This is a genomic window from Streptomyces luomodiensis (genome assembly GCF_031679605.1).
GTDB classification, from domain to species: Bacteria; Actinomycetota; Actinomycetes; order Streptomycetales; family Streptomycetaceae; genus Streptomyces; species Streptomyces luomodiensis.
The window spans coordinates 1318697-1336887 of sequence record NZ_CP117522.1 but is presented as its reverse complement, the minus strand read 5'-3'; the positions used below and the strand labels follow the sequence as shown (position 1 = coordinate 1336887).

General features: G+C 72.6%; 19 protein-coding genes. 9 read left to right on the top strand and 10 right to left on the bottom strand.

The genetic code is table 11. From position 1 onward, the window contains the following. Positions 1-134: 134 nt before the first annotated feature. The 7 genes from PS467_RS05465 (at position 135) to PS467_RS05435 (ending at position 6858) form a co-directional block, all read left to right on the top strand. Positions 135-437, top strand: a complete 303-nt coding sequence (locus PS467_RS05465) for an urease subunit gamma (RefSeq protein ID WP_059145814.1) — start codon at positions 135-137, stop codon at positions 435-437. Positions 438-451: 14 nt separating this feature from the next. Then, positions 452-763 carry an urease subunit beta gene (locus tag PS467_RS05460; RefSeq protein ID WP_268970319.1) on the top strand — a complete coding sequence of 104 codons (312 nt, stop codon included), beginning with the start codon at positions 452-454 and terminating at the stop codon, positions 761-763. Next, positions 756-2477 carry an urease subunit alpha gene (locus PS467_RS05455; RefSeq protein ID WP_311034244.1) on the top strand — a complete coding sequence of 574 codons (1722 nt, stop codon included), beginning with the start codon at positions 756-758 and terminating at the stop codon, positions 2475-2477. The genes PS467_RS05460 and PS467_RS05455 overlap by 8 nt, the downstream gene beginning before the upstream one ends. Before the next feature lie 325 nt (positions 2478-2802). Next, positions 2803-3462 carry an urease accessory protein UreF gene (locus tag PS467_RS05450; RefSeq protein WP_311039767.1) on the top strand — a complete coding sequence of 220 codons (660 nt, stop codon included), beginning with the start codon at positions 2803-2805 and terminating at the stop codon, positions 3460-3462. Between the two features lie 54 nt (positions 3463-3516). After that, entirely contained in the window at positions 3517-4212 is a 696-nt protein-coding gene (ureG, locus tag PS467_RS05445; protein WP_311034243.1) for an urease accessory protein UreG, read from the top strand. Then, a complete protein-coding gene (locus PS467_RS05440; RefSeq protein ID WP_311034242.1) occupies positions 4209-5096 on the top strand; it encodes an urease accessory protein UreD in 888 nt (295 codons plus the stop codon). Before ureG ends, PS467_RS05440 begins: the two co-directional genes overlap by 4 nt. 94 nt (positions 5097-5190) lie before the next feature. After that, positions 5191-6858: an alpha/beta hydrolase gene (locus tag PS467_RS05435; RefSeq protein WP_311034241.1), complete on the top strand. Its 1668-nt coding sequence runs from the start codon at positions 5191-5193 to the stop codon at positions 6856-6858. 176 nt (positions 6859-7034) lie between these two features. On the opposite strand, the gene PS467_RS05430 is transcribed toward PS467_RS05435, so the two are convergent. The 6 genes from PS467_RS05430 to PS467_RS05405 form a co-directional block, all read right to left on the bottom strand. After that, positions 7035-8096: an NAD-dependent epimerase/dehydratase family protein gene (locus PS467_RS05430; protein ID WP_311034240.1), complete on the bottom strand. Its 1062-nt coding sequence runs from the start codon at positions 8094-8096 to the stop codon at positions 7035-7037. Positions 8097-8222: 126 nt separating this feature from the next. Beyond that, a complete protein-coding gene (locus PS467_RS05425) occupies positions 8223-8378 on the bottom strand; it encodes a hypothetical protein (RefSeq protein WP_268970311.1) in 156 nt (51 codons plus the stop codon). Between the two features lie 116 nt (positions 8379-8494). Further along, positions 8495-9445, bottom strand: coding sequence for a cytochrome c oxidase assembly protein (locus tag PS467_RS05420; protein ID WP_311034239.1), 951 nt, complete (start codon positions 9443-9445; stop codon positions 8495-8497). 73 nt (positions 9446-9518) lie between these two features. After that, positions 9519-10544, bottom strand: coding sequence for a 6-phosphofructokinase (locus PS467_RS05415; protein ID WP_311034238.1), 1026 nt, complete (start codon positions 10542-10544; stop codon positions 9519-9521). 166 nt (positions 10545-10710) lie between these two features. Then, positions 10711-11448: a type 1 glutamine amidotransferase gene (locus PS467_RS05410; protein WP_311034237.1), complete on the bottom strand. Its 738-nt coding sequence runs from the start codon at positions 11446-11448 to the stop codon at positions 10711-10713. A 24-nt stretch (positions 11449-11472) separates the two neighbouring features. Then, the gene (locus PS467_RS05405; RefSeq protein ID WP_268970306.1) at positions 11473-12711 is read right to left on the bottom strand and encodes a Mur ligase family protein; all 1239 of its coding nucleotides are present in this window, start codon (positions 12709-12711) and stop codon (positions 11473-11475) included. Positions 12712-12898: 187 nt separating this feature from the next. Between PS467_RS05405 and def the strand changes: the two genes are divergently transcribed. Further along, positions 12899-13450 carry a peptide deformylase gene (gene def / locus PS467_RS05400; RefSeq protein WP_268970305.1) on the top strand — a complete coding sequence of 184 codons (552 nt, stop codon included), beginning with the start codon at positions 12899-12901 and terminating at the stop codon, positions 13448-13450. A gap of 173 nt (positions 13451-13623) precedes the next feature. Here def and PS467_RS05395 read toward each other — a convergent pair whose 3' ends face one another. Next, positions 13624-14280 (bottom strand): TetR/AcrR family transcriptional regulator, encoded by a 657-nt coding sequence (locus tag PS467_RS05395; RefSeq protein WP_268970304.1) that lies wholly within the window; start codon positions 14278-14280, stop codon positions 13624-13626. A gap of 166 nt (positions 14281-14446) precedes the next feature. Between PS467_RS05395 and PS467_RS05390 the strand changes: the two genes are divergently transcribed. Next, complete coding sequence (locus PS467_RS05390) at positions 14447-15673, top strand: acyl-CoA dehydrogenase family protein (protein WP_268970303.1); 1227 nt, start codon at positions 14447-14449, stop codon at positions 15671-15673. Here PS467_RS05390 and uppS read toward each other — a convergent pair. From uppS to PS467_RS05375, 3 genes are all read right to left on the bottom strand, one after another. Then, on the bottom strand, positions 15670-16488 hold the full coding sequence (gene uppS, locus PS467_RS05385; protein WP_311034236.1) for a polyprenyl diphosphate synthase: 819 nt from the start codon (positions 16486-16488) through the stop codon (positions 15670-15672). The two genes, PS467_RS05390 and uppS, sit on opposite strands and share 4 nt — an antisense overlap. 105 nt (positions 16489-16593) lie before the next feature. Continuing rightward, a complete protein-coding gene (locus tag PS467_RS05380; RefSeq protein WP_311034235.1) occupies positions 16594-17406 on the bottom strand; it encodes an SAM-dependent methyltransferase in 813 nt (270 codons plus the stop codon). Between the two features lie 66 nt (positions 17407-17472). Next, the gene (locus PS467_RS05375) at positions 17473-18078 is read right to left on the bottom strand and encodes a hypothetical protein (protein ID WP_311034234.1); all 606 of its coding nucleotides are present in this window, start codon (positions 18076-18078) and stop codon (positions 17473-17475) included. Between the last annotated feature and the right edge of the window lie 113 nt (positions 18079-18191).

Below are 18191 nucleotides of genomic sequence, written 5' to 3'. Positions count from 1 at the left end.
GTTAACGCCACCGAAACGACACGGAACTAGGGTCCGTCGCAAGGGCCCTGGCCCGCGGAGGCCGGGCACCAGCCGCCCCGCACCGTGCTGAGCGGATGGTTTCCGCCGGACAGGACGAGGATGAGGTGGGAAGCATGCGATTGACCCCGCATGAGCAGGAACGTCTGCTCATCCATGTGGCCGCCGACGTGGCCGAGAAGCGACGGGCCCGAGGCGTGCTCCTCAACCACCCCGAGGCGACGGCGCTGATCACCGCGCACATCCTGGAGGGCGCCCGCGACGGCCGCGGCGTCGCCGAGCTGATGGCCTCCGGCCGCCAGGTGCTCACCCGTGACGAGGTCATGGAGGGCGTCCCCGAAATGCTCCACGACGTCCAGGTCGAGGCCACCTTCCCCGATGGCACCAAGCTCGTCACCGTCCATCAGCCGATCGCCTGACCGAAGGGCGTCCCGTGATCCCCGGAGAGATCCTCTACGCCGATGAGCCGGTGACCTGCAACGAGGGGCGGCCGGTCACCCGTCTCACCGTGCTCAACGCCGCCGACCGGCCCGTCCAGGTCGGCTCCCACTACCACTTCGCCGAGGCCAACCCCGGGCTCGACTTCGACCGCGCCGCCGCCCACGGCAAGCGGCTGGACATCGCCGCGGGCACCGCCGTGCGCTTCGAACCGGGCATCCCCGTCGAGGTGGCCCTGGTCCCGATCGCGGGGGCCCGGATCGTGCCGGGGCTCAGGGGCGAGACGAAAGGACCGCTCGATGGCTGAGCTCGACCGCGCGGGATACGCCGATCTCTTCGGCCCGACGACGGGGGATCGTATACGGCTCGCCGACACCGACCTGCTCATCGAGATCGAGGAGGACCGCAGCGGCGGACCCGGCCGGGCCGGGGACGAGGCGGTCTTCGGCGGCGGCAAGGTGATCCGGGAATCCATGGGCCAGTCCCGCGCCACCCGCGCCGAGGGCACCCCCGACACCGTGATCACCGGCGCCGTCGTGCTCGACCACTGGGGCGTCGTCAAGGCGGACATCGGCCTGCGTGACGGCCGTATCACCGGTATCGGCAAGGCCGGGAACCCCGACACCATGGACGGCGTCCATCCCGACCTCGTCATCGGCCCCGAAACCGAGGTCATCGCGGGCAACGGCAGGATCCTCACCGCGGGCGCCATCGACGCCCATGTCCACTTCATCTCCCCGACCATCGTGGACCAGGCGCTCTCCTGCGGGATCACCACCCTGGTGGGCGGCGGCACCGGACCCGCCGAGGGCACCAAGGCGACCACCGTCACCCCCGGCCCCTGGCACCTTGCCCGGATGTTCGAGGCGTTGGAGGGGTATCCGGTCAACATCGGACTCCTCGGCAAGGGCAACACCGTCTCGCGCGAGGCGATGTGGTCCCAACTGCGCGGCGGCGCCCTCGGCTTCAAGATCCATGAGGACTGGGGGGCCACCCCCGCCGCCATCGACGCCTGTCTCGGCGTCTGCGAGGAGAGCGGCGCCCAGCTCGCCATCCACACCGACACCCTCAACGAGGCGGGCTTCGTCGGCGACACCCTCGCCGCCATCGCCGGGCGCTCCATCCACGCGTACCACACCGAGGGCGCGGGCGGCGGACACGCACCCGACATCATCACCGTGGTCTCCCAGCCGAACGTGCTGCCCAGCTCCACCAATCCGACCCGCCCGCACACCGTCAACACCGTCGAGGAACACCTCGACATGCTGATGGTCTGCCACCACCTCAACCCGGCCGTCCCCGAGGACCTCGCCTTCGCCGAGTCCCGCATCCGGCCCAGCACCATCGCCGCCGAGGACGTGCTGCACGACCTCGGCGCGATCTCGATCATCTCCTCCGACGCCCAGGCCATGGGACGGGTGGGCGAGGTCGTGCTGCGCACCTGGCAGACCGCGCACGTCATGAAGCGGCGCCGCGGCGCCCTCCCCGGCGATGGCCGCGCCGACAACCACCGGGCACGTCGCTACGTCGCCAAATACACCATCAACCCGGCGGTGGCCCAGGGCCTGGACGGGGAGATCGGCTCGGTCGAGACCGGGAAGCTCGCCGACCTCGTGCTGTGGGAACCGGCGTTCTTCGGCGTCAAACCACACCTGGTGATCAAGGGCGGGCAGATCGCCTACGCGCAGATGGGCGACGCCAACGCCTCCATCCCGACCCCGCAGCCGGTCCTGCCGCGCCCCATGTTCGGCGCGCTCGGCCGCGCGGCGGCCACGGGCTCGGTCAACTTCGTGACCCAGACGGCCCTCGACGACGGTCTCGTGGACCGGCTGGACCTCGGCAAGCGGTTCGCCGCCATTCGTGGCACACGCGGCGTCACCAAGGCGGACATGCGGGAGAACGACGCCCTGCCACGGGTCGAGGTCGACCCCGACACCTTCACGGTGACCATCGACGGCGAGCCCGTGGAATCGGCCCCGGCGACCGAACTCCCCATGGCCCAGCGGTACTTCCTCTTCTGAGCGGACCGTCATGACCACGAACGAGACCCCGCCCACCGCCCGGCCCGGCCGAGGTCCGGCCGCGGACGGGCCGTCGGCGGACCTTCCCCCACCCCGCCCCTTCCCGCACCCCTGGGACCCCGCCCCCTGGGCCCCCGGTGCCCCGCCCCCGGACGGGCCGAACCGGGCGCGTCCGGTGGACGGGCCGAACCGGGCGCGTCCGGTGGACGGGCCGAACCGGGCGCGTCCGGGGGCGGAAGGCCCGTTCGCAGGGCCCGCGGCGGGGGCCGGGGCGCAGGCCACGCGACGCGGGCCCGGAGGCGAAGCCCCCGGCGGGGCCGCCGCGCTGCTCATCCTCACCGACGGCCGCTTCCCGGCCGGAGGCCATGCCCACTCCGGCGGCGCCGAGGCCGCCGTCGCGGCGGGCCGGATCCACGACCCGGCCTCCCTGGAGGCGTTCTGCCGGGGCCGGCTGCACACCGCCGGGCTCACCGCGGCCGGGCTCGCCGCCGCGGCCGCCGCCGGGCTCGACCCGCTCACGCTCGACGAGGCGGCGGACGTCCGTACCCCCGCCCCCGCGCTGCGCACGACCGCACGGCGGCTCGGCCGCCAGCTGATCCGCGCCGCCCGCGCCACCTGGCCGTCGCCCGAACTGGACGCCCTGGCCGCCGCCCGGCCGCGCGGGGCGCACCAGCCCGTGGTGCTCGGACTCGCCGCGCGCGCCGCCGGCCTGGGGCCGCGGGACGCCGCGTACGCCGCCGGGTACGAGGCGGTGAGCGGGCCCGCCACCGCGACCGTACGGCTGCTGAGCCTGGACCCCTTCGACGCCACCGCCGTCCTGGCCCGCCTCGCCCCCGAACTCGACCGGATCGCGGCGCGGGCCGCCGAGGCGGCGCGGCGGGCCCTCGACGAGGGTCCGGGCGCGCTGCCCGCCGCCTCCGCACCGCTGCTCGACATCACCGCCGAACAGCACGCCACCTGGTCCGTACGCCTCTTCGCCTCGTAACCGCGAAGAGCCAACCCCGCATCCCCCGCCCCCCGCTGGAACACCGGAGCCGTCATGCATCTCGACCACGCGGACACCTACCCCCAGCGCCACACCCACGGCGCCGCCGAACCACACCGCCCCGACGGCACCCGCCGGGCGCTGCGCATCGGCCTCGGCGGACCGGTGGGCTCGGGCAAGACCGCGACCGTCGCCGCACTGTGCCGGGTGCTGCGCGACCAGCTCTCCATCGCCGTGGTCACCAATGACATCTACACCCGTGAGGACGCCGACTTCCTGCTGCGCAACGCGGTACTGCCGACGGCCCGCATCACCGCCGTGGAGACCGGTGCCTGTCCGCACACCGCGATCCGCGACGACATCTCCGCCAACCTGGAGGCGGTCGAGGACCTCGAGGAGACGGTGGGCCCGCTCGACCTGGTCCTCGTCGAGTCCGGCGGCGACAACCTCACCGCGACCTTCTCCAAGGGCCTGGTCGACGCGCAGGTGTTCGTCATCGACGTCGCGGGCGGCGACGACATCCCCCGCAAGGGCGGCCCCGGTGTGACCACCGCCGATCTGCTCGTGGTCAACAAGACCGACCTCGCCCCCTACGTCGGCTCCGACCTGGAGCGCATGGCCCGGGACGCCAAGGCCCAGCGCGGTGCGCTCCCCGTCGTCTTCACCTCCCTGGTCGCCGAGGACGGCGTCCGCCCGATCGCCGACTGGGTCCGCGAACGCCTCACCGCCTGGACGGCGGCCCCGGCATGACCCCCTCCGGGCGCTGCCCGGCGCGAGAAGCCCCGAACACGGGGCGCGGTGCGGACTTCCCAGGCACGACGACGGCCACCCCAGGTACGACGGCCACCCCAGGCACAACGGCCAACTCGGGCACGGGCGTACGGGCCGTCGCGCGGCTGCGGGCCGAGGCGGACGGACGCGGCGGCACCGCGCTGCCCGTGCTCGCCGGGGACGGCCCGCTCGCCCTGCGCCGCACCCGGGCCACCAGCGGCCAGGCGCGCGTCACGGTGGTCGGCGCGATGAGCGCGCCCCTCGGCGGCGACCGGATCGCCCTGGAGGCGACGGCCGGCGTGGGCACCCGGCTGCGCGTCGGCTCCGCCGCGGCCACGATCGCCCTGCCCGGCCGGACGGCCGAGCCCGCCCACTACGACATCCGGCTGACCGTCGCCGACGGCGCGGTCCTGCACTGGCTGCCCGAGCCCCTGATCTCCGCCCACGGCAGCGATCTGCGCATGACCACCCGCGTCGACCTCGCGGCCACCGCCCGCCTGGTCCTGCGCGAGGAGCAGATCCTGGGCCGTACCGGCGAATCCCCGGGCCGGCTGACCTCCCGCCTCACCGTCCACCGGGCCGGCCGCACCCTCCTCGACCAGGAACTTCGCCACGGCCCCGGCGCCCCGGGCTGGGACGGCGGCGCGGTACTCGGCGGCCATCGCGCGGTGGGGCAACTCCTCGTGGCCGACCCGGTGTACGACACCCACCCCGTCGAGCCCCGGCCGCTCGCCGAAACCGCCGTCCTCACCCCCCTGGCCGGGCCCGCCGTCCTGGTCACCGCGCTGGCGCCGGACGCCCTCCGGCTCCGCCGGATCCTCGACGAGGCGACCGCTGCCCTTGGGTTGATGTTCACGTCTTGATAAAGAAACGGCGGTTTGACCTGTACTCGGCGGTAAGCGGGCCAGAAGAATTCTCCTGGCACTCTGTGATCATCGTCGCCTCAGCGGCACAACAATGCAGGGGGATTCCTACGTGAGACGCACAGCACTCTTCGGCGTGGTCGGCGGTGTGATCACCGGTGCGCTGATAACCGGTGCGCTGGCCGCCCCGACGGCCGGGGCCTCGGAGCGGATTCCGGGAGGGGCCGCCGAGGCCCGTGGGGTGGCGGTGGCCGCGGCCAAGGCCGCCAAGAAGGGCATCGACTGGGCGGACTGCCCGGCCGACTGGGGGCTGGCCAAGCCGATTCAGTGCGGCTATGTCACCGTGCCGCTCGACTACGCCAAGCCGGGCGGCCGCACCATCAAGCTCGCCGTGGACCGCGTCGCCAACACCGGTACCGCCGATGAGCGGCAGGGTTCGCTGATCTACAACCCGGGCGGGCCCGGCGGCTCCGGGCTCCGCTTCCCGACCCGGGTCACCAACGAGAACCCGCTGTGGACGAAGGTCTCGAAGGCGTACGACTTCGTCGGCTTCGACCCGCGCGGGGTGGGCCACTCCGCGCCCATCTCCTGTGTGGATCCCCAGGAGTACGCCAAGGCGCCCAAGCTCGACCCGGTGCCCGACAGCGAGGCGGACAAGCGCGTCCAGCGCACGCTGGCCCGGGAGTACGCCAAGGGGTGCGAGGAGCGCAGCGGCTGGATGCTGCCGCATATGACGACGCCCAACACCGCCCGTGACATCGACGTCATCCGGGCCGCGCTCGGCGACAAGAAGCTCAACTACCTGGGCGTGTCCTACGGAACGTACATCGGCGGGGTCTACGCGACGCTCTTCCCGACCCATGTGCGCCGGCTGATCGTGGACAGCGTGGTCAACCCCTCCCGGGAGAAGATCTGGTACCAGGCCAATCTGGACCAGGACGTCGCCTTCGAGACGCGCTGGAACGACTGGAAGGCGTGGGTCGCCGAGAACGACGCCGCCTACCACATCGGCGACACCCCGGCGAAGGTCCAGAAGCAGTGGGAGAAGCTGCGCGCGACCGCCAAGAAGAGTCCCATCGGCGGCGTCGTGGGCCCGGCCGAGCTGCTCGGGTTCTTCCAGAGCGCCCCGTACTACGACTCCTCATGGGCCACGGTCGCCCAGGTGTGGAGCGACTACCTCGCCGGTGACGAGACGGCCCTGGTCGAGGCCGCGGGCCCCGATCTGTCCGACACCGCGGGCAACATCGCCTCGGAGAACGGCAACGCCGTCTACACCGCCGTGGAGTGCGCCGACGCCAAGTGGCCGACCAGCTGGGCGAAGTGGGACCGGGACAACACCCGGCTGGACCGCGACTACCCCTTCCTCACCTGGTCCAACGCCTGGATGAACCTGCCGTGCGCCACCTGGGGCAGCAAGCAGCACACCCCGCTGGAGGTGGGGGCCGCCAAGGGGCTGCCCAAGACGCTGATCGTGCAGAGCACCCGTGACGCCGCGACCCCGTACGAGGGCGCGGTGGAGCTGCACAAGCGGCTGAAGGGTTCGCGTCTGATCACCGAGAAGGACGCCGGTTCGCACGGCGTCACCGGTCTGGTCAACGCGTGCGTCAACGACCGGGTGGACGCCTACCTGCTCAAGGGCACGGTGGACGCCAAGGACGTGACCTGCGCCCCGCACGCCACGCCGGTACCCGCGAAGTCCGGCGCGGCCGCGAAGGACGCGAAGGCCGCCAAGGAGGCGGCCGCCGCGGCGGTCGTCAAGTAGCGCGTGGTGGTGAGCCGGGCCCGTGCGCACCCCGCACGGGCCCGGCGCCGTTTCCCCGGCCGGACGGTCCAGCCGCCGGACGCGACGATCCGCTCGGTCTCCTTGGCGAGCGCGCGCGGCCGGGCGCTCATATCCGTACCTCTGTCATGGCCGCCCGGGACTACGAGCCCCGGTGGTCAGGGCGCGAGGGAATTCCCGCCGCTGCGCAGCCAGGCGTCCTCGGCCGCGTAGTCGAACAGATCGCACATCGGGTCGTAGGCCGCGGCCATGTCGGGGAAGGCCGCGCGCCAGTCCGGGGTGCCCGCCAGCCGGTCGGCGAGCCAGGCGACGGTCGCGGGCAGCGACTCGAGGTAGCCGGTCACCGGGCGGTAGCCCAACTCCCGCTCGGCGGCCGACATGTCGAAGACCATGGGGTGGGCCAGGCTCCAGGGGGTGCTGCCGACCTGCGGATTGGGCGGCTCTCCGGCGATCAGCACCTGCTCGGCGCGCACCCCCAGCACCCCGTCCACGGCGGCGGCGATGTCGGCGACCGTCGGGGCCTGCGGATCACCCGCGTTGAGCACCCGTGAGCCGGGCCGGTGGGCGGCCAGCCGCACCAGCTCCGCGAGGTTGTCCACATGCACCGGATGGAACCGGCTGCGGCCGCCGTACGCCAGGATCCGCACCGGCCGCCCGTCCAGGGCCCGCTTGACGAAGTACAGCTCACGAGGGGTACGGCAGTGCGGGCCGTGGATCGCGCCGGCGCGCAGCAGCGTCGTCGGCAGCCGGTCCCCGGCGGCCAGCAGCTCCCGCTCCAGCGCGACCTTCCGGCTGCCGTAGCCGTCGCCCGGCGGGACGGTCCGCTGGGACTCGGGGAGCGGCAGCGGATAGCGCGGGGCGCCGTCGGGCCGGTCCTGGGTGCCGAAGCCACGGCCCTGGTCGTCCTCGTACACCGCTGCCGTGGATATCACCACCGCCGATCCGATCCGGTCCGCGAGCCCCAGCAACTGCCGTGCGTGCGCCCGGCCGTAGGCGACGCAGTCCAGCACCACATCGCAGCCGTCCCCGATCAGCGTGGCCACCGCGGCGTCGTCGTCCCGGTCCACGGCCACGCTCACCACCTCGGCGGGCCAGCTCTCGTCGCGGCCCCCGCCGCGTGAGGCGGCCCGCACCCGCCACCCTTCGGCGGCGAGCGCACGCACCGCCGCCCGGCCGATCTGTCCCGTGGCCCCGATCACACACACGCTTCCTGTGGTCATGCCGGGACGCTACGGGGCTGATGCCCCGCTGCCCACATTCCTTCGCCACGGGCAGATTCCACGCCGGTGGGCTCACGCACGGCCCCTGGCGGGCTGGCTCGTCGTCCGTGTTCCGCGCGCGTTTCCTCAGCCCCGGGCCACCACGACCCCCACGGTCAGCAGTCCGAGCACCACCCAGCTGAACCACAGCCAGCCGTTGCTCCCCAGGGTCACGGTGTAGGCGGTCACCAGCACCAGGCCCCCCACCGTGGCCACCGTCATCGTCTTCGCGGATCCGGGCATCCCCGACCTCCTCACGGCGGTCCTGACGCCCCTTCGCCAGGACCCGGGCCGCCAGGCCCGGGTCCATGGTCTCGCGGCCGGGGGTCCGGACGCCAGCAGACCGCGGAGCCCCGCCCTCAGCCGCTACGGGACTGGAGCGAGGCGAGATAGGCGTTGTACGCCGCGAGCTCCTGGTCGCCGTCGCGGTCCGCGGTGCGGTCGATCCGCCGCGCCTGGCGCTGCTCGGACTTGTACCACTGGTGGACCAGCGCCACCAGGACGATCACCGACGGGATCTCGCTGAAGGCCCAGGCGATGCCGCCCGCCCAGGTCTGGTCCGACAGCGCGTCGATACCCAGCGAGGCGGGCGGGTGCTCGTAGACGCCGACCATGGGCTCGGACGCCATCATCAGCGCGATGCCGAAGAACGCGTGGAAGGGCATGCCCGCGAACAGCTCCAGCATCCGCATCACATAGCCGGGCCGGTGCGGGCCCGGGTCCACACCCATGATCGGCCAGAAGAAGACCAGACCCACCGCGAGGAAGTGGACCATCATCGCGATGTGCCCGGCCTTGCTCTCCATCAGGAAGTCGAAGAGCGGGGTGAAGTACAGCGCGTACAGGCTCGCGATGAACAGCGGGATCGTGAACGCCGGATGGCTGATGATCCGCACATAGCGGCTGTGCAACAGCATGACCAGCAGCTCCCGTGGCCCCTTGCGGCCGCGCCCGGCCGCCGGGAGGGCCCGCAGGGTCAGCGTCACCGGCGCGCCCAGCAGCAGCAGGATCGGCGAGACCATGCTGATGATCATGTGCTGCACCATATGGACGCTGAACATGACCATGCCGTAGTCGTTCAGCTTGGTGCACATCGCGATCGCGATGGTCACCACTCCGATCGCGAACGAGACCAGGCGCCCCACCGGCCAGGCGTCACCGCGCCGCCACAGCCGCGCGGCGCCCCAGCCGTACAACCCGAGCGCCAGCACACAGCCGACCAGGAAGAACGGATCGCCACCGAACTCCAACCCGCGTGCGAGGGTGAACGGCGGCAGATCCATGGTCATGCCGTGCCCGCCGTGATCCATCGAGTATCCCCGGCCTTCCTGCTCCTACCCGGTGCGCACCATATGTGCCCGCACCAGCGTAGAACCCGTCAGCTCAGAGCACGCACTCGGCCTCGGCGTACCGCTCGGCGGGAACCGTCTTCAGCTGCGCCACGGCCTCCGCGAGCGGCACCAGCACGATGTCCGTACCGCGCAGCGCCGTGATCGTGCCGAACGCGCCGCGGTGGGCCGCCTCGACCGCGTGCCAGCCGAAGCGGGTGGCCAGCACCCTGTCGTACGCCGTAGGGGTGCCGCCGCGCTGCACATGGCCCAGGATGACCGGCCGCGCCTCCTTGCCCAGCCGCCGCTCGAGCTCGACGGAGAGCTGACGGGCGATGCCCGCGAAGCGCTCATGGCCGTAGACGTCCTTGCCGCCGGCCTCGTAGTCCATCGTGCCCTCGCGCGGCTTGGCGCCCTCCGCCACCACCACGATCGCGAACTTCTTGCCCGCCTCGAACCGCGCCCCGACGGTCCTGGTGAGCTCCTCGATGTCGAACGGGCGCTCGGGGACGACGATGGCGTGGGCGCCCGCGGCCATACCCGAATGCAGCGCGATCCAGCCGGTGTGCCGCCCCATGACCTCGACGATCAGCACCCGCTGATGGGACTCCGCGGTGGTCTTCAGCCGGTCCAGGGCTTCGGTCGCGACCCCGACCGCGGTGTCGAAGCCGAAGGTCACATCGGTCGAGGCGATGTCGTTGTCGATGGTCTTCGGCACGCCGACGATCGGCAGCCCGGCGTCCGAGAGCAGCCGGGCGGCCTTCAGCGTGCCCTCCCCGCCGATGGGGATGACCGCGTCCAGGCCGAGCTCCGCCACATGCCCCTTGGCCCGCTCCACACCGTCCCGCAGATGCTCCGGGCGCACCCGGGTGGAGCCGAGGATGGTGCCGCCGAGGGCCAGGATGCCGCTCACGGCGTCCAGGTCCAGCTTGCGGTAGTCACCCTCCAGCAGGCCCTTCCAGCCGTCCTGGAAGCCGATCACCTCGTCGCCGTGGTCGACGGTGGCGCGGTGGACGACTGACCTGATGACCGCGTTCAGGCCGGGGCAGTCGCCGCCGGACGTGAGCACACCAATGCGCATGGCACGCATACCTCTGTCTGCGATGGGGGCTGACGGCCGGACCGCGTCGTCCGGCGGAACCCCGCCACCCTACAAGCGAGCGGGCGGCGGGGGCGCGGTCGTCCGCCGGATGTCCGCCATACGGGCATCCCGGGCCTGAGCGGCGCTCGAGCGAGCGGGCCGCGGCTCAGGCGGGCTGGGTCGCGGCCGCGATCCGCTCGTTGCGCAGCGCCTCGTACCACTGGTCGTCGACCGGCGGCAGCGCGTTCACATCGAGGGCCAGCTTCAGCAGGTGGTCCGCGATGTGCGGGTTGCGGGCCATCACCGGGCCGTGCATGTACGTCCCGAAGACGGTGTCGTTGTACGCGCCCTCGAAGCCGTCGCCGCTGCCGTTGCCGTTGCCGAACCGGACCCGGGCGAAGGGGCGGGCGGTCGGGCCGAGGTGGGTGACGCCCTGGTGGTTCTCGAAACCGGTCAGCGGGGGCAGCCCCAGCCGCTCGTCGATGTCGGCCAGCACGTCCCCGACGCACCGGGCGCCCTCGCCGCGGGTGCTGATCACGTCCAGCAGCCCCAGGCCCTGCTGGCGCTGGCCGAGGTCGTTGATGAACTCATGGCCGAGGATCTGGTACCCGGCGCACACCGAGAAGACGATGGCCCCGTTGGAGACCGCGCGGTTCAGCCCGCCGTCCCGGAGCAGCCGCTCGGCGGCGAGCCGCTGCGGGCGGTCCTCACCGCCGCCGACCAGGTAGATGTCCCCGGAGGTGGGGATCTGCTGGTCGGAGCGGACGTCCAGCCGGGAGACGTCCAGCCCGCGCTGACGCGCCCGGCGCTCCACCACCAGGACGTTGCCCTGGTCGCCGTACGTGCTCAGCAGGTCGGGGTAGACCCACACCAGACGCAGGCCGTTCTGGCTCGTGCTACGCATCTTCGTGCCTCTCGTACTCGCAGGTCAGTTGCCGACCCGGCGGCGCAGGTCCTGGAACGCGGTGTAGTTGGCGATGGTCTCGATCCGGCCGGGCGGGCAGATCCGCACCGCCTCGTCCACGTCCGCGCAGACCCGGAAGTCCAGCCCGGCGACCTCCAGCCGCACCGCGAGGTCCAGCTTGCGGTCGCCGATCACGCAGATCGGGTGCCCGGCGAGCCGGGTGTAGTCCACGTCCCACAGCCAGGAGGTGTCGGTGCCGTCGGCGCCGCGCGCGTTCACCGAGAGGATCACCGGGGTGGGCGGCGGGTCGATCAGCGAGAAGGTCTCCAGCCAGCCGGCCGGGTTCTTCGCCAGCAGCAGCCGCATCTGGCGCTGCTGGAACGTGACCACGTCGTACCGGCCGGCGACGGCCTGGACGTGGTACATCCGCTCCAGCGCGACCTGCGGGGGCACCCCGAAGGCGGCGGCGACGGCCGCCGAGGTGGCCGCGTTGGCCTTGTTGGCACGGCCGGGGAGCTGGAGGTGGATCGGCCAGGCCGCGCCGTGCGGGTCGAGGACGTAGTCGCCGTTCAGCGCCCAGCTGGGGATCGGCCGGCGGAATCCGCACTCCGCGCAGACCCAGTCGTCGCCGGGGCGCTGGAGCACACCGCCGCAGGACGGGCAGGACCAGGCGTCGTCCTTCCACTCCTGCCCGGCCGCGACCCACACCACATTGGGGCTGGAGGAGGCGGCCCAGACGATCAGCGGGTCGTCGGCGTTGGCGATCACGACGGCCTTGCTGCCGGTCAGGCCCTCGCGCCACTTCTCGGCGAGCATCCGGGTCTCGGCGGCGCGGTCGAGCTGGTCACGGGAGAGGTTGAGCAGCGCGATGGCCTTGGGCTCCGTGTCGCGCGCCACACCGGCCAGGTACTTCTCGTCGACCTCGATGACGCCGTAGCGGGCGTCGGAGCCGCCGGCCAGGGCGGAGGTGATACCGGCCGGCATATTGGCGCCCAGCGCGTTCGAGACGACCGGGCCGGCCGCCCGCAGCGCCTCGGCGATCAGCCGGGTGGTCGTGGTCTTGCCGTTGGTCGCCGACACCAGGATCACGTCCAGGTGCTGCGCCAGCCTGCTCAGCAGATCGGGGTCGAGCCGCAGGGCCACCTTGCCGCCGATCACCGATCCACTGCCGCGGCCCGCGGCCCGTGACACCGCCGCCGCGGCCTTGCCCGCCGTCACGGCCAGCTTGGCCCGCGGTGACAGCGGCTCCGAGTTGCCTGCCATCGTCTCTCGATCCTCCTCGCATACCGGCGCCGCTCCTGCCCCCCGAGCACCGGTGGTACGCCCCCTCCGCGCCGAATCGCCAGCCGGGAGGCCACGGTCGGGGAGCAGCCTATCGAGATCCGGCCGCGGTCCCGAATTCCGTCACCCGCACCGGCCGCCTCCGTCGGGCCCCGTACGCTTGACTGCCATGCGACATGGTGCGATCCCGGGCAGCCGCGGAGCGGTGCGGCCCCTGCGGCTCCTCGGCGATCCGGGGCTGCGCGCACCGTGCGAGGAGGTCACCGCGTTCGACGCCGAGCTCGCGCTGCTGGTCGAGGACATGTACGCCACGATGTACGCGGCGCACGGGGTGGGGCTCGCCGCCAACCAGGTCGGCGTGGGACTGCGGGTCTTCGTCTACGACTGCCCGGACGACGAGGACCACCGCCATCTGGGGCATGTCGTCAACCCCCGGCTGGTGGCGGCCGACGGGGTGACGGTGCGGGGGCCGGAGGGCTGTCTGTCGCTGCCGGGCATCGAGGCGGGCACTCCGCGGTACGACCGTGCGGTGATCGAGGGCGTGACGATGACCGGGGAGCCGGTGCGGATCGAGGGCACCGGCTTCTTCGCGCGCTGTCTCCAGCACGAGAGCGACCACCTGGACGGCGGGCTGTTCACCGACCGGCTCACCGGGCTGCGGCGGCGCAGGGCGCTGCGGGCGGCCCGCCGTGCCCCCTGGGCGGCGCCGGCGGACGCGTAGCGCCTTGTCCGGCGGGCCGCCGATGTCACGCGCGCCGCTGATGTCCTCGGTGCGTGGATCCGCCGGACGGCCCCCAGGGCCGTTCCGGCGGGATGGCAGCGGGATTCCAGCGGAGTGCGAGTGGCGGACGGGGTGGCGGGGGCTCAGAAGCCCGGTGCGCCGATCCGGTGTGCTCAGAAGCCCGGTGCGCCGACCCGGTCGTCCGCCAGGGACAGCCGCCCCCACAGCAGATCGGTGAGATGGCGCACCAACTGGTCGCGCGCGCAGGGGCGGTCGCGCAGCCACCAGTCGCCGGCCGCGTGCATCATGCCGACGATCCCGTGACCCCAGACCCGGGCCACCTCGTCGCCGCCGGGGCCCAGCTCCAGCCGCTCGGCGATCACCGTGGCGAGCTCCTCGCCGAGCCGGCGCAGCAGCGGGGCGGAGTGGTGGCCGACGTCGAAGTTCTGCTCCAGCTCCGGCTGGCCGTGGTCGGCGGGGTGCATCAGGAAGCGGTACACCTGGGGCCGCGCCTCGATCGCCGCCAGATAGGTGTCCAGCGTGGCCTCCACGCGCTGCCGGCGGTCGTCGGCGGGCGCGTCCAGGGCCGCGCGCAGCGAGGCGAGCAGGGCGTCGGTGTGCCGCTTGGCGAGCGCGCGGTAGAGCCCGCCCTTGTCGCCGAAGTGGCGGTAGAGAATGGGCTTGGTGATGCCCGCTTCGGCGGCGATGGCGTTCATCGAGGCTTCTGGTCCGTCGCGCAGCACCACCCGGTCCGCGGCCTCCAGCAGCTCCTTGCGCCTGCGCTGGGCCGCCTGTCGCTGATCGGCTCGCTGACTGGTTCCGGTCTGCATGAGGTTGCCTCCCCGCCCCCGATGTCGTACGCGCGATCGCGCTCCGCGCACTGCGCAACGTAACACCCGCGGGGGCCGCGGGGCCCGGATGCCTGGGGGAGTTGACATCGCCTACTCGTCGGTAACAGACTGCGGTTACCGCAGGTAATAAGCACGTGGAGGGGTCATGGCGGAGTTCTCGTTCGAGCTCAATGACGATCAGAAGGCGGTGCGCGACTGGATCCACGGCTTCGCCGCGGACGTCATGCGCCCCGCCGCCGCCGAATGGGACGAGCGCGAGGAGACCCCCTGGCCGATTATCCAGGAGGCCGCCAAGATCGGCCTGTACTCCCTGGACTTCTACGCCCAGCAGTACTTCGACCCCAGCGGCCTCGGCATCCCCATGACCATGGAGGAGCTGTTCTGGGGCGACGCGGGCATCGCGCTGTCCATCGTCGGCACCGGCCTCGCCGCCGTCGGCGTCCTCGCCAACGGCACCGAGGAGCAGATCGGCACCTGGATCCCGCAGATGTACGGCGACCCGGACGATGTGAAGGTCGCCGCCTTCTGCTCCTCCGAGCCCGACGCGGGCTCCGACGTGGCCTCGATGCGCACCCGCGCCGTCTACGACGAGGCCAAGGACGAATGGGTCCTCAACGGCACCAAGACCTGGGCCACCAATGGCGGAATCGCAGGCGTCCACGTGGTGGTCGCGGTCGTCGACCCCGAACTCGGCTCCAAGGGCCACGCGTCCTTCATCGTCCCGCCGAACACCCCCGGGCTCTCCCAGGGGCAGAAGTTCAAGAAGCACGGCATCCGCGCCTCGCACACCGCCGAGGTGGTCCTCGACCAGGTGCGGGTGCCCGGCAGTTGCCTGCTCGGCGGCAAGGAGAAGCTGGACGAACGCCTCGCGCGCGCCCGCGAGAAGGCCAAGACGGGCGGGGAGCGTCTGAAGAACGCCGCGATGGCCACCTTCGAGGCGTCCCGCCCGGCCGTCGGCGCCATGGCCGTCGGCACCGCCCGCGCCGCGTACGAGGTCGCCCTCGACTACGCCAGGACCCGGCAGCAGTTCGGCCGCCCCATCATCGACAACCAGGGCGTCGCCTTCCAGCTCGCCGACATGCGCACGCGGATCGACGCCGCACGGCTGCTGGTGTGGCGCGCGTCGTGGATGGCCGTGAACGGCAAGCCGTTCGAGTCGGCCGAGGGCTCCATGTCCAAGCTGTTCGCCAGCGAGACCGCCAAGCAGGTCACCGCCCAGGCGGTGCAGATCCTCGGCGGCAACGGCTTCACCCGCGAGTACCCGGTCGAGCGGATGCACCGGGACGCGGCGATCTATACGATCTTCGAGGGCACCAGCGAGATCCAGCGCCTGGTCATCGCCCGCACCGTCTCCGGCGTCCAGATCCGCTAAGGAGGGCCCACGCCGGCGCCGAAGCGCCGGTCACGGGCGGCGAAGGCGGCCAGCAGCGCGCGGAGCTCCTCACCGGTGAAGTCGGGCCAGAGGGTGTCGACGAAGAAGAGCTCCGCGTAGGCCGCCCGCCAGAGCATGAAGTTGGAGATGCGCCGCTCCCCGGAGGTGCGCACCAGCATGTCGATGTCCGGCAGATCGGCGTGCGGCAGATGGCGGGTGAACAGCGCCTCGTCGATGAGCCCGGGGTCCAGCGCGCCGTCCGCCGTGGCGCGGGCCAGCGAGCCGGCGGCGCGGGCGATCTCCTCCCGGCCGCCGTGGTTGAAGCAGAAGGCCAGTGTCATGGCGCGGTTGTGCCGCGTCTCGGCCTCCGCGCGGCGCAGCGCGGCCAGCGTGGCCGCGGGCAGCCGGGCCTCCGAGCCCAGCCAGCACAGCCGCACCCCCCGCTCGCCGTAGCCGCGGAAGACGTCCGCCAGCTGGGCGGTGAGCCGCATCAGGGCGGCCACCTCGCCGCGCGGCCGGTTCCAGTTCTCGGTGGAGAAGAAGAACAGCGACAGGTGCTCGATGCCCTCCTCCAGGGCGGTGTCCACCACCCGCGGCAGCGCCAGGATCCCCGCCTGATGGCCCTGGGTGCGGGAGAGGCCGCGCAGCGCGGCCCAGCGGCCGTTGCCGTCCATGATGATGGCCAGGTGCCGCGGCCGCCCCGGGGCCTCGTCCCGGGAGCCGCGGCGCTGCCGTACCACCGCGGGCGCATCGGCGACCGACTCCCGCAGCAGCCGCTTGACGGAGGGCACTCTCCAGGCTCCGACGTCGAACACCCGCGCGTCCCTCCGCCTCGGCTTCCCGGCGCCGTGTCTGACGACGCGACGGGGGCGGGGGTTACCTCCCCGGTGGCCGAACCATTCGTTTGGTCGTCACCGCCGTCACGGCTTGCGCGCCACGCCCCCGTGGACATCGGTGGTCTCGATGGCCGTCTCGGCGTGGCCGGGCCGCCACAGCGGACAGGACACGATACCGGGCTCGATCAGCTCCAGGCCCTCGTAGAAGCGGCTGATCTGCGCCACGCTGCGCAGCACGTACGGAACGGCGCCGGTGTCGTCGTAGCCCTGCTGGGCCTGCTTGAGCGCCTGGTCGGTGTCGGTGCTGTCGTAGTGCACGAAGTAGCTGCCGGACGGTAACGCCTCGTGCAGCCGGCGCACGATCGACACCGCCTCGGCGTAGTTCTGGATATGGCCGAGGATGCCCATCAGCATCAGGGCGATGGGCCGGTCGAAGTCGAGTGTCCTGGCCGCGGCCTCCAGGATCCGCTCGGGCTCGTGCAGATCCGCGTCGATGTAGTCGGTCACCCCCTCCCGGCTGCTGGTGAGCAGCGCCTGCGCGTGCCGGAGCACCAGGGGGTCGTTGTCGACGTAGACGATGCGGGCCTCGGGCGCCACCCGCTGGGCGACCTGGTGGGTGTTGTCGTAGGTGGGCAGCCCGGTGCCGATGTCCAGGAACTGCCGGATGCCGCAGGCGCCCGCCACATGGGTGACGGTGCGGATGAGGTAGGCGCGCGAGGCGCGGGCCATGGTCTCGATGTTCGGGGCGACCTCCCGGTACTGGTCACCGGCGATCCGGTCGACCTCGTAGTTGTCCTTGCCGCCCATCCAGTAGTTCCAGATCCGGGCCGAATGCGGCACCGTGGTGTCGATCTTGGTCAGGGCTTGCGGGTCGGGGGTGGACGAGCCGTCTGTCATGGAGCCGGTCTCCTGCCGTGCGTCTGCGGGTCGTGGGGCACCAACGTAAGGCCGATGCAAGGGAGTTCAGCGATGCGGGGCGCAGAACGGCACGGGGGAGCGGATGCGTGGCAGGCGCCGGGCGAACGAGGCCACCGGGGGCTCGGCCACCGCCTCGTCGCGGCCCGGATCGGGGTCCGGGCCGCCGCCGGAGGCCGGCCGCTCCTCGACGGTGAGCACCGGGGCGTGCTCGGCGAGGGTGGAGAAGGCGTGGTCATAGCCGGTCACCGCGGCGTCGATCTCCGCGAGCGCCGCCGCTGGGGCGCCGCACGCGGCCAGCCGGTCCGCCAGCACCGGTACCGGGGCCGTCATATGGACGAAGGCGCCGTGGCGCTCGGCCACCGCCTCGGCGAAGTCGAACGCCTGGATCCAGGTCACCCGGGAGTGCCCACGGCGCAGCGGCCCGTAGACGAGCTCGCCGACCAGACCGGCGTCGACGGCGAGCGCCCCGTGGTGCTGGAGGAGCTCGCGGTAGGGCCGGACCGGATCGACATGGGGGAGGTCGGGGGAGGCGCGGGTGACGGTGTAGCCGTGCCGGCGGGCGAGCCCGGTCAGCAACGCGTCCCTGCTGACCCCGTCGCAGCCCTCGACGATCAGGGTGCGGTGCCGTGCCACCGCGTGGTCGAGGTTCATTCCGGCATCCCGTCGTCCCATTGGTCCCGTCGCTGCGCAAGAGGGGACGACACCGCCGCCCGCCACGGCGTCTTCAGTGTGCGTGGCGGGACGGCGGGGACGGGAGTGCGCTG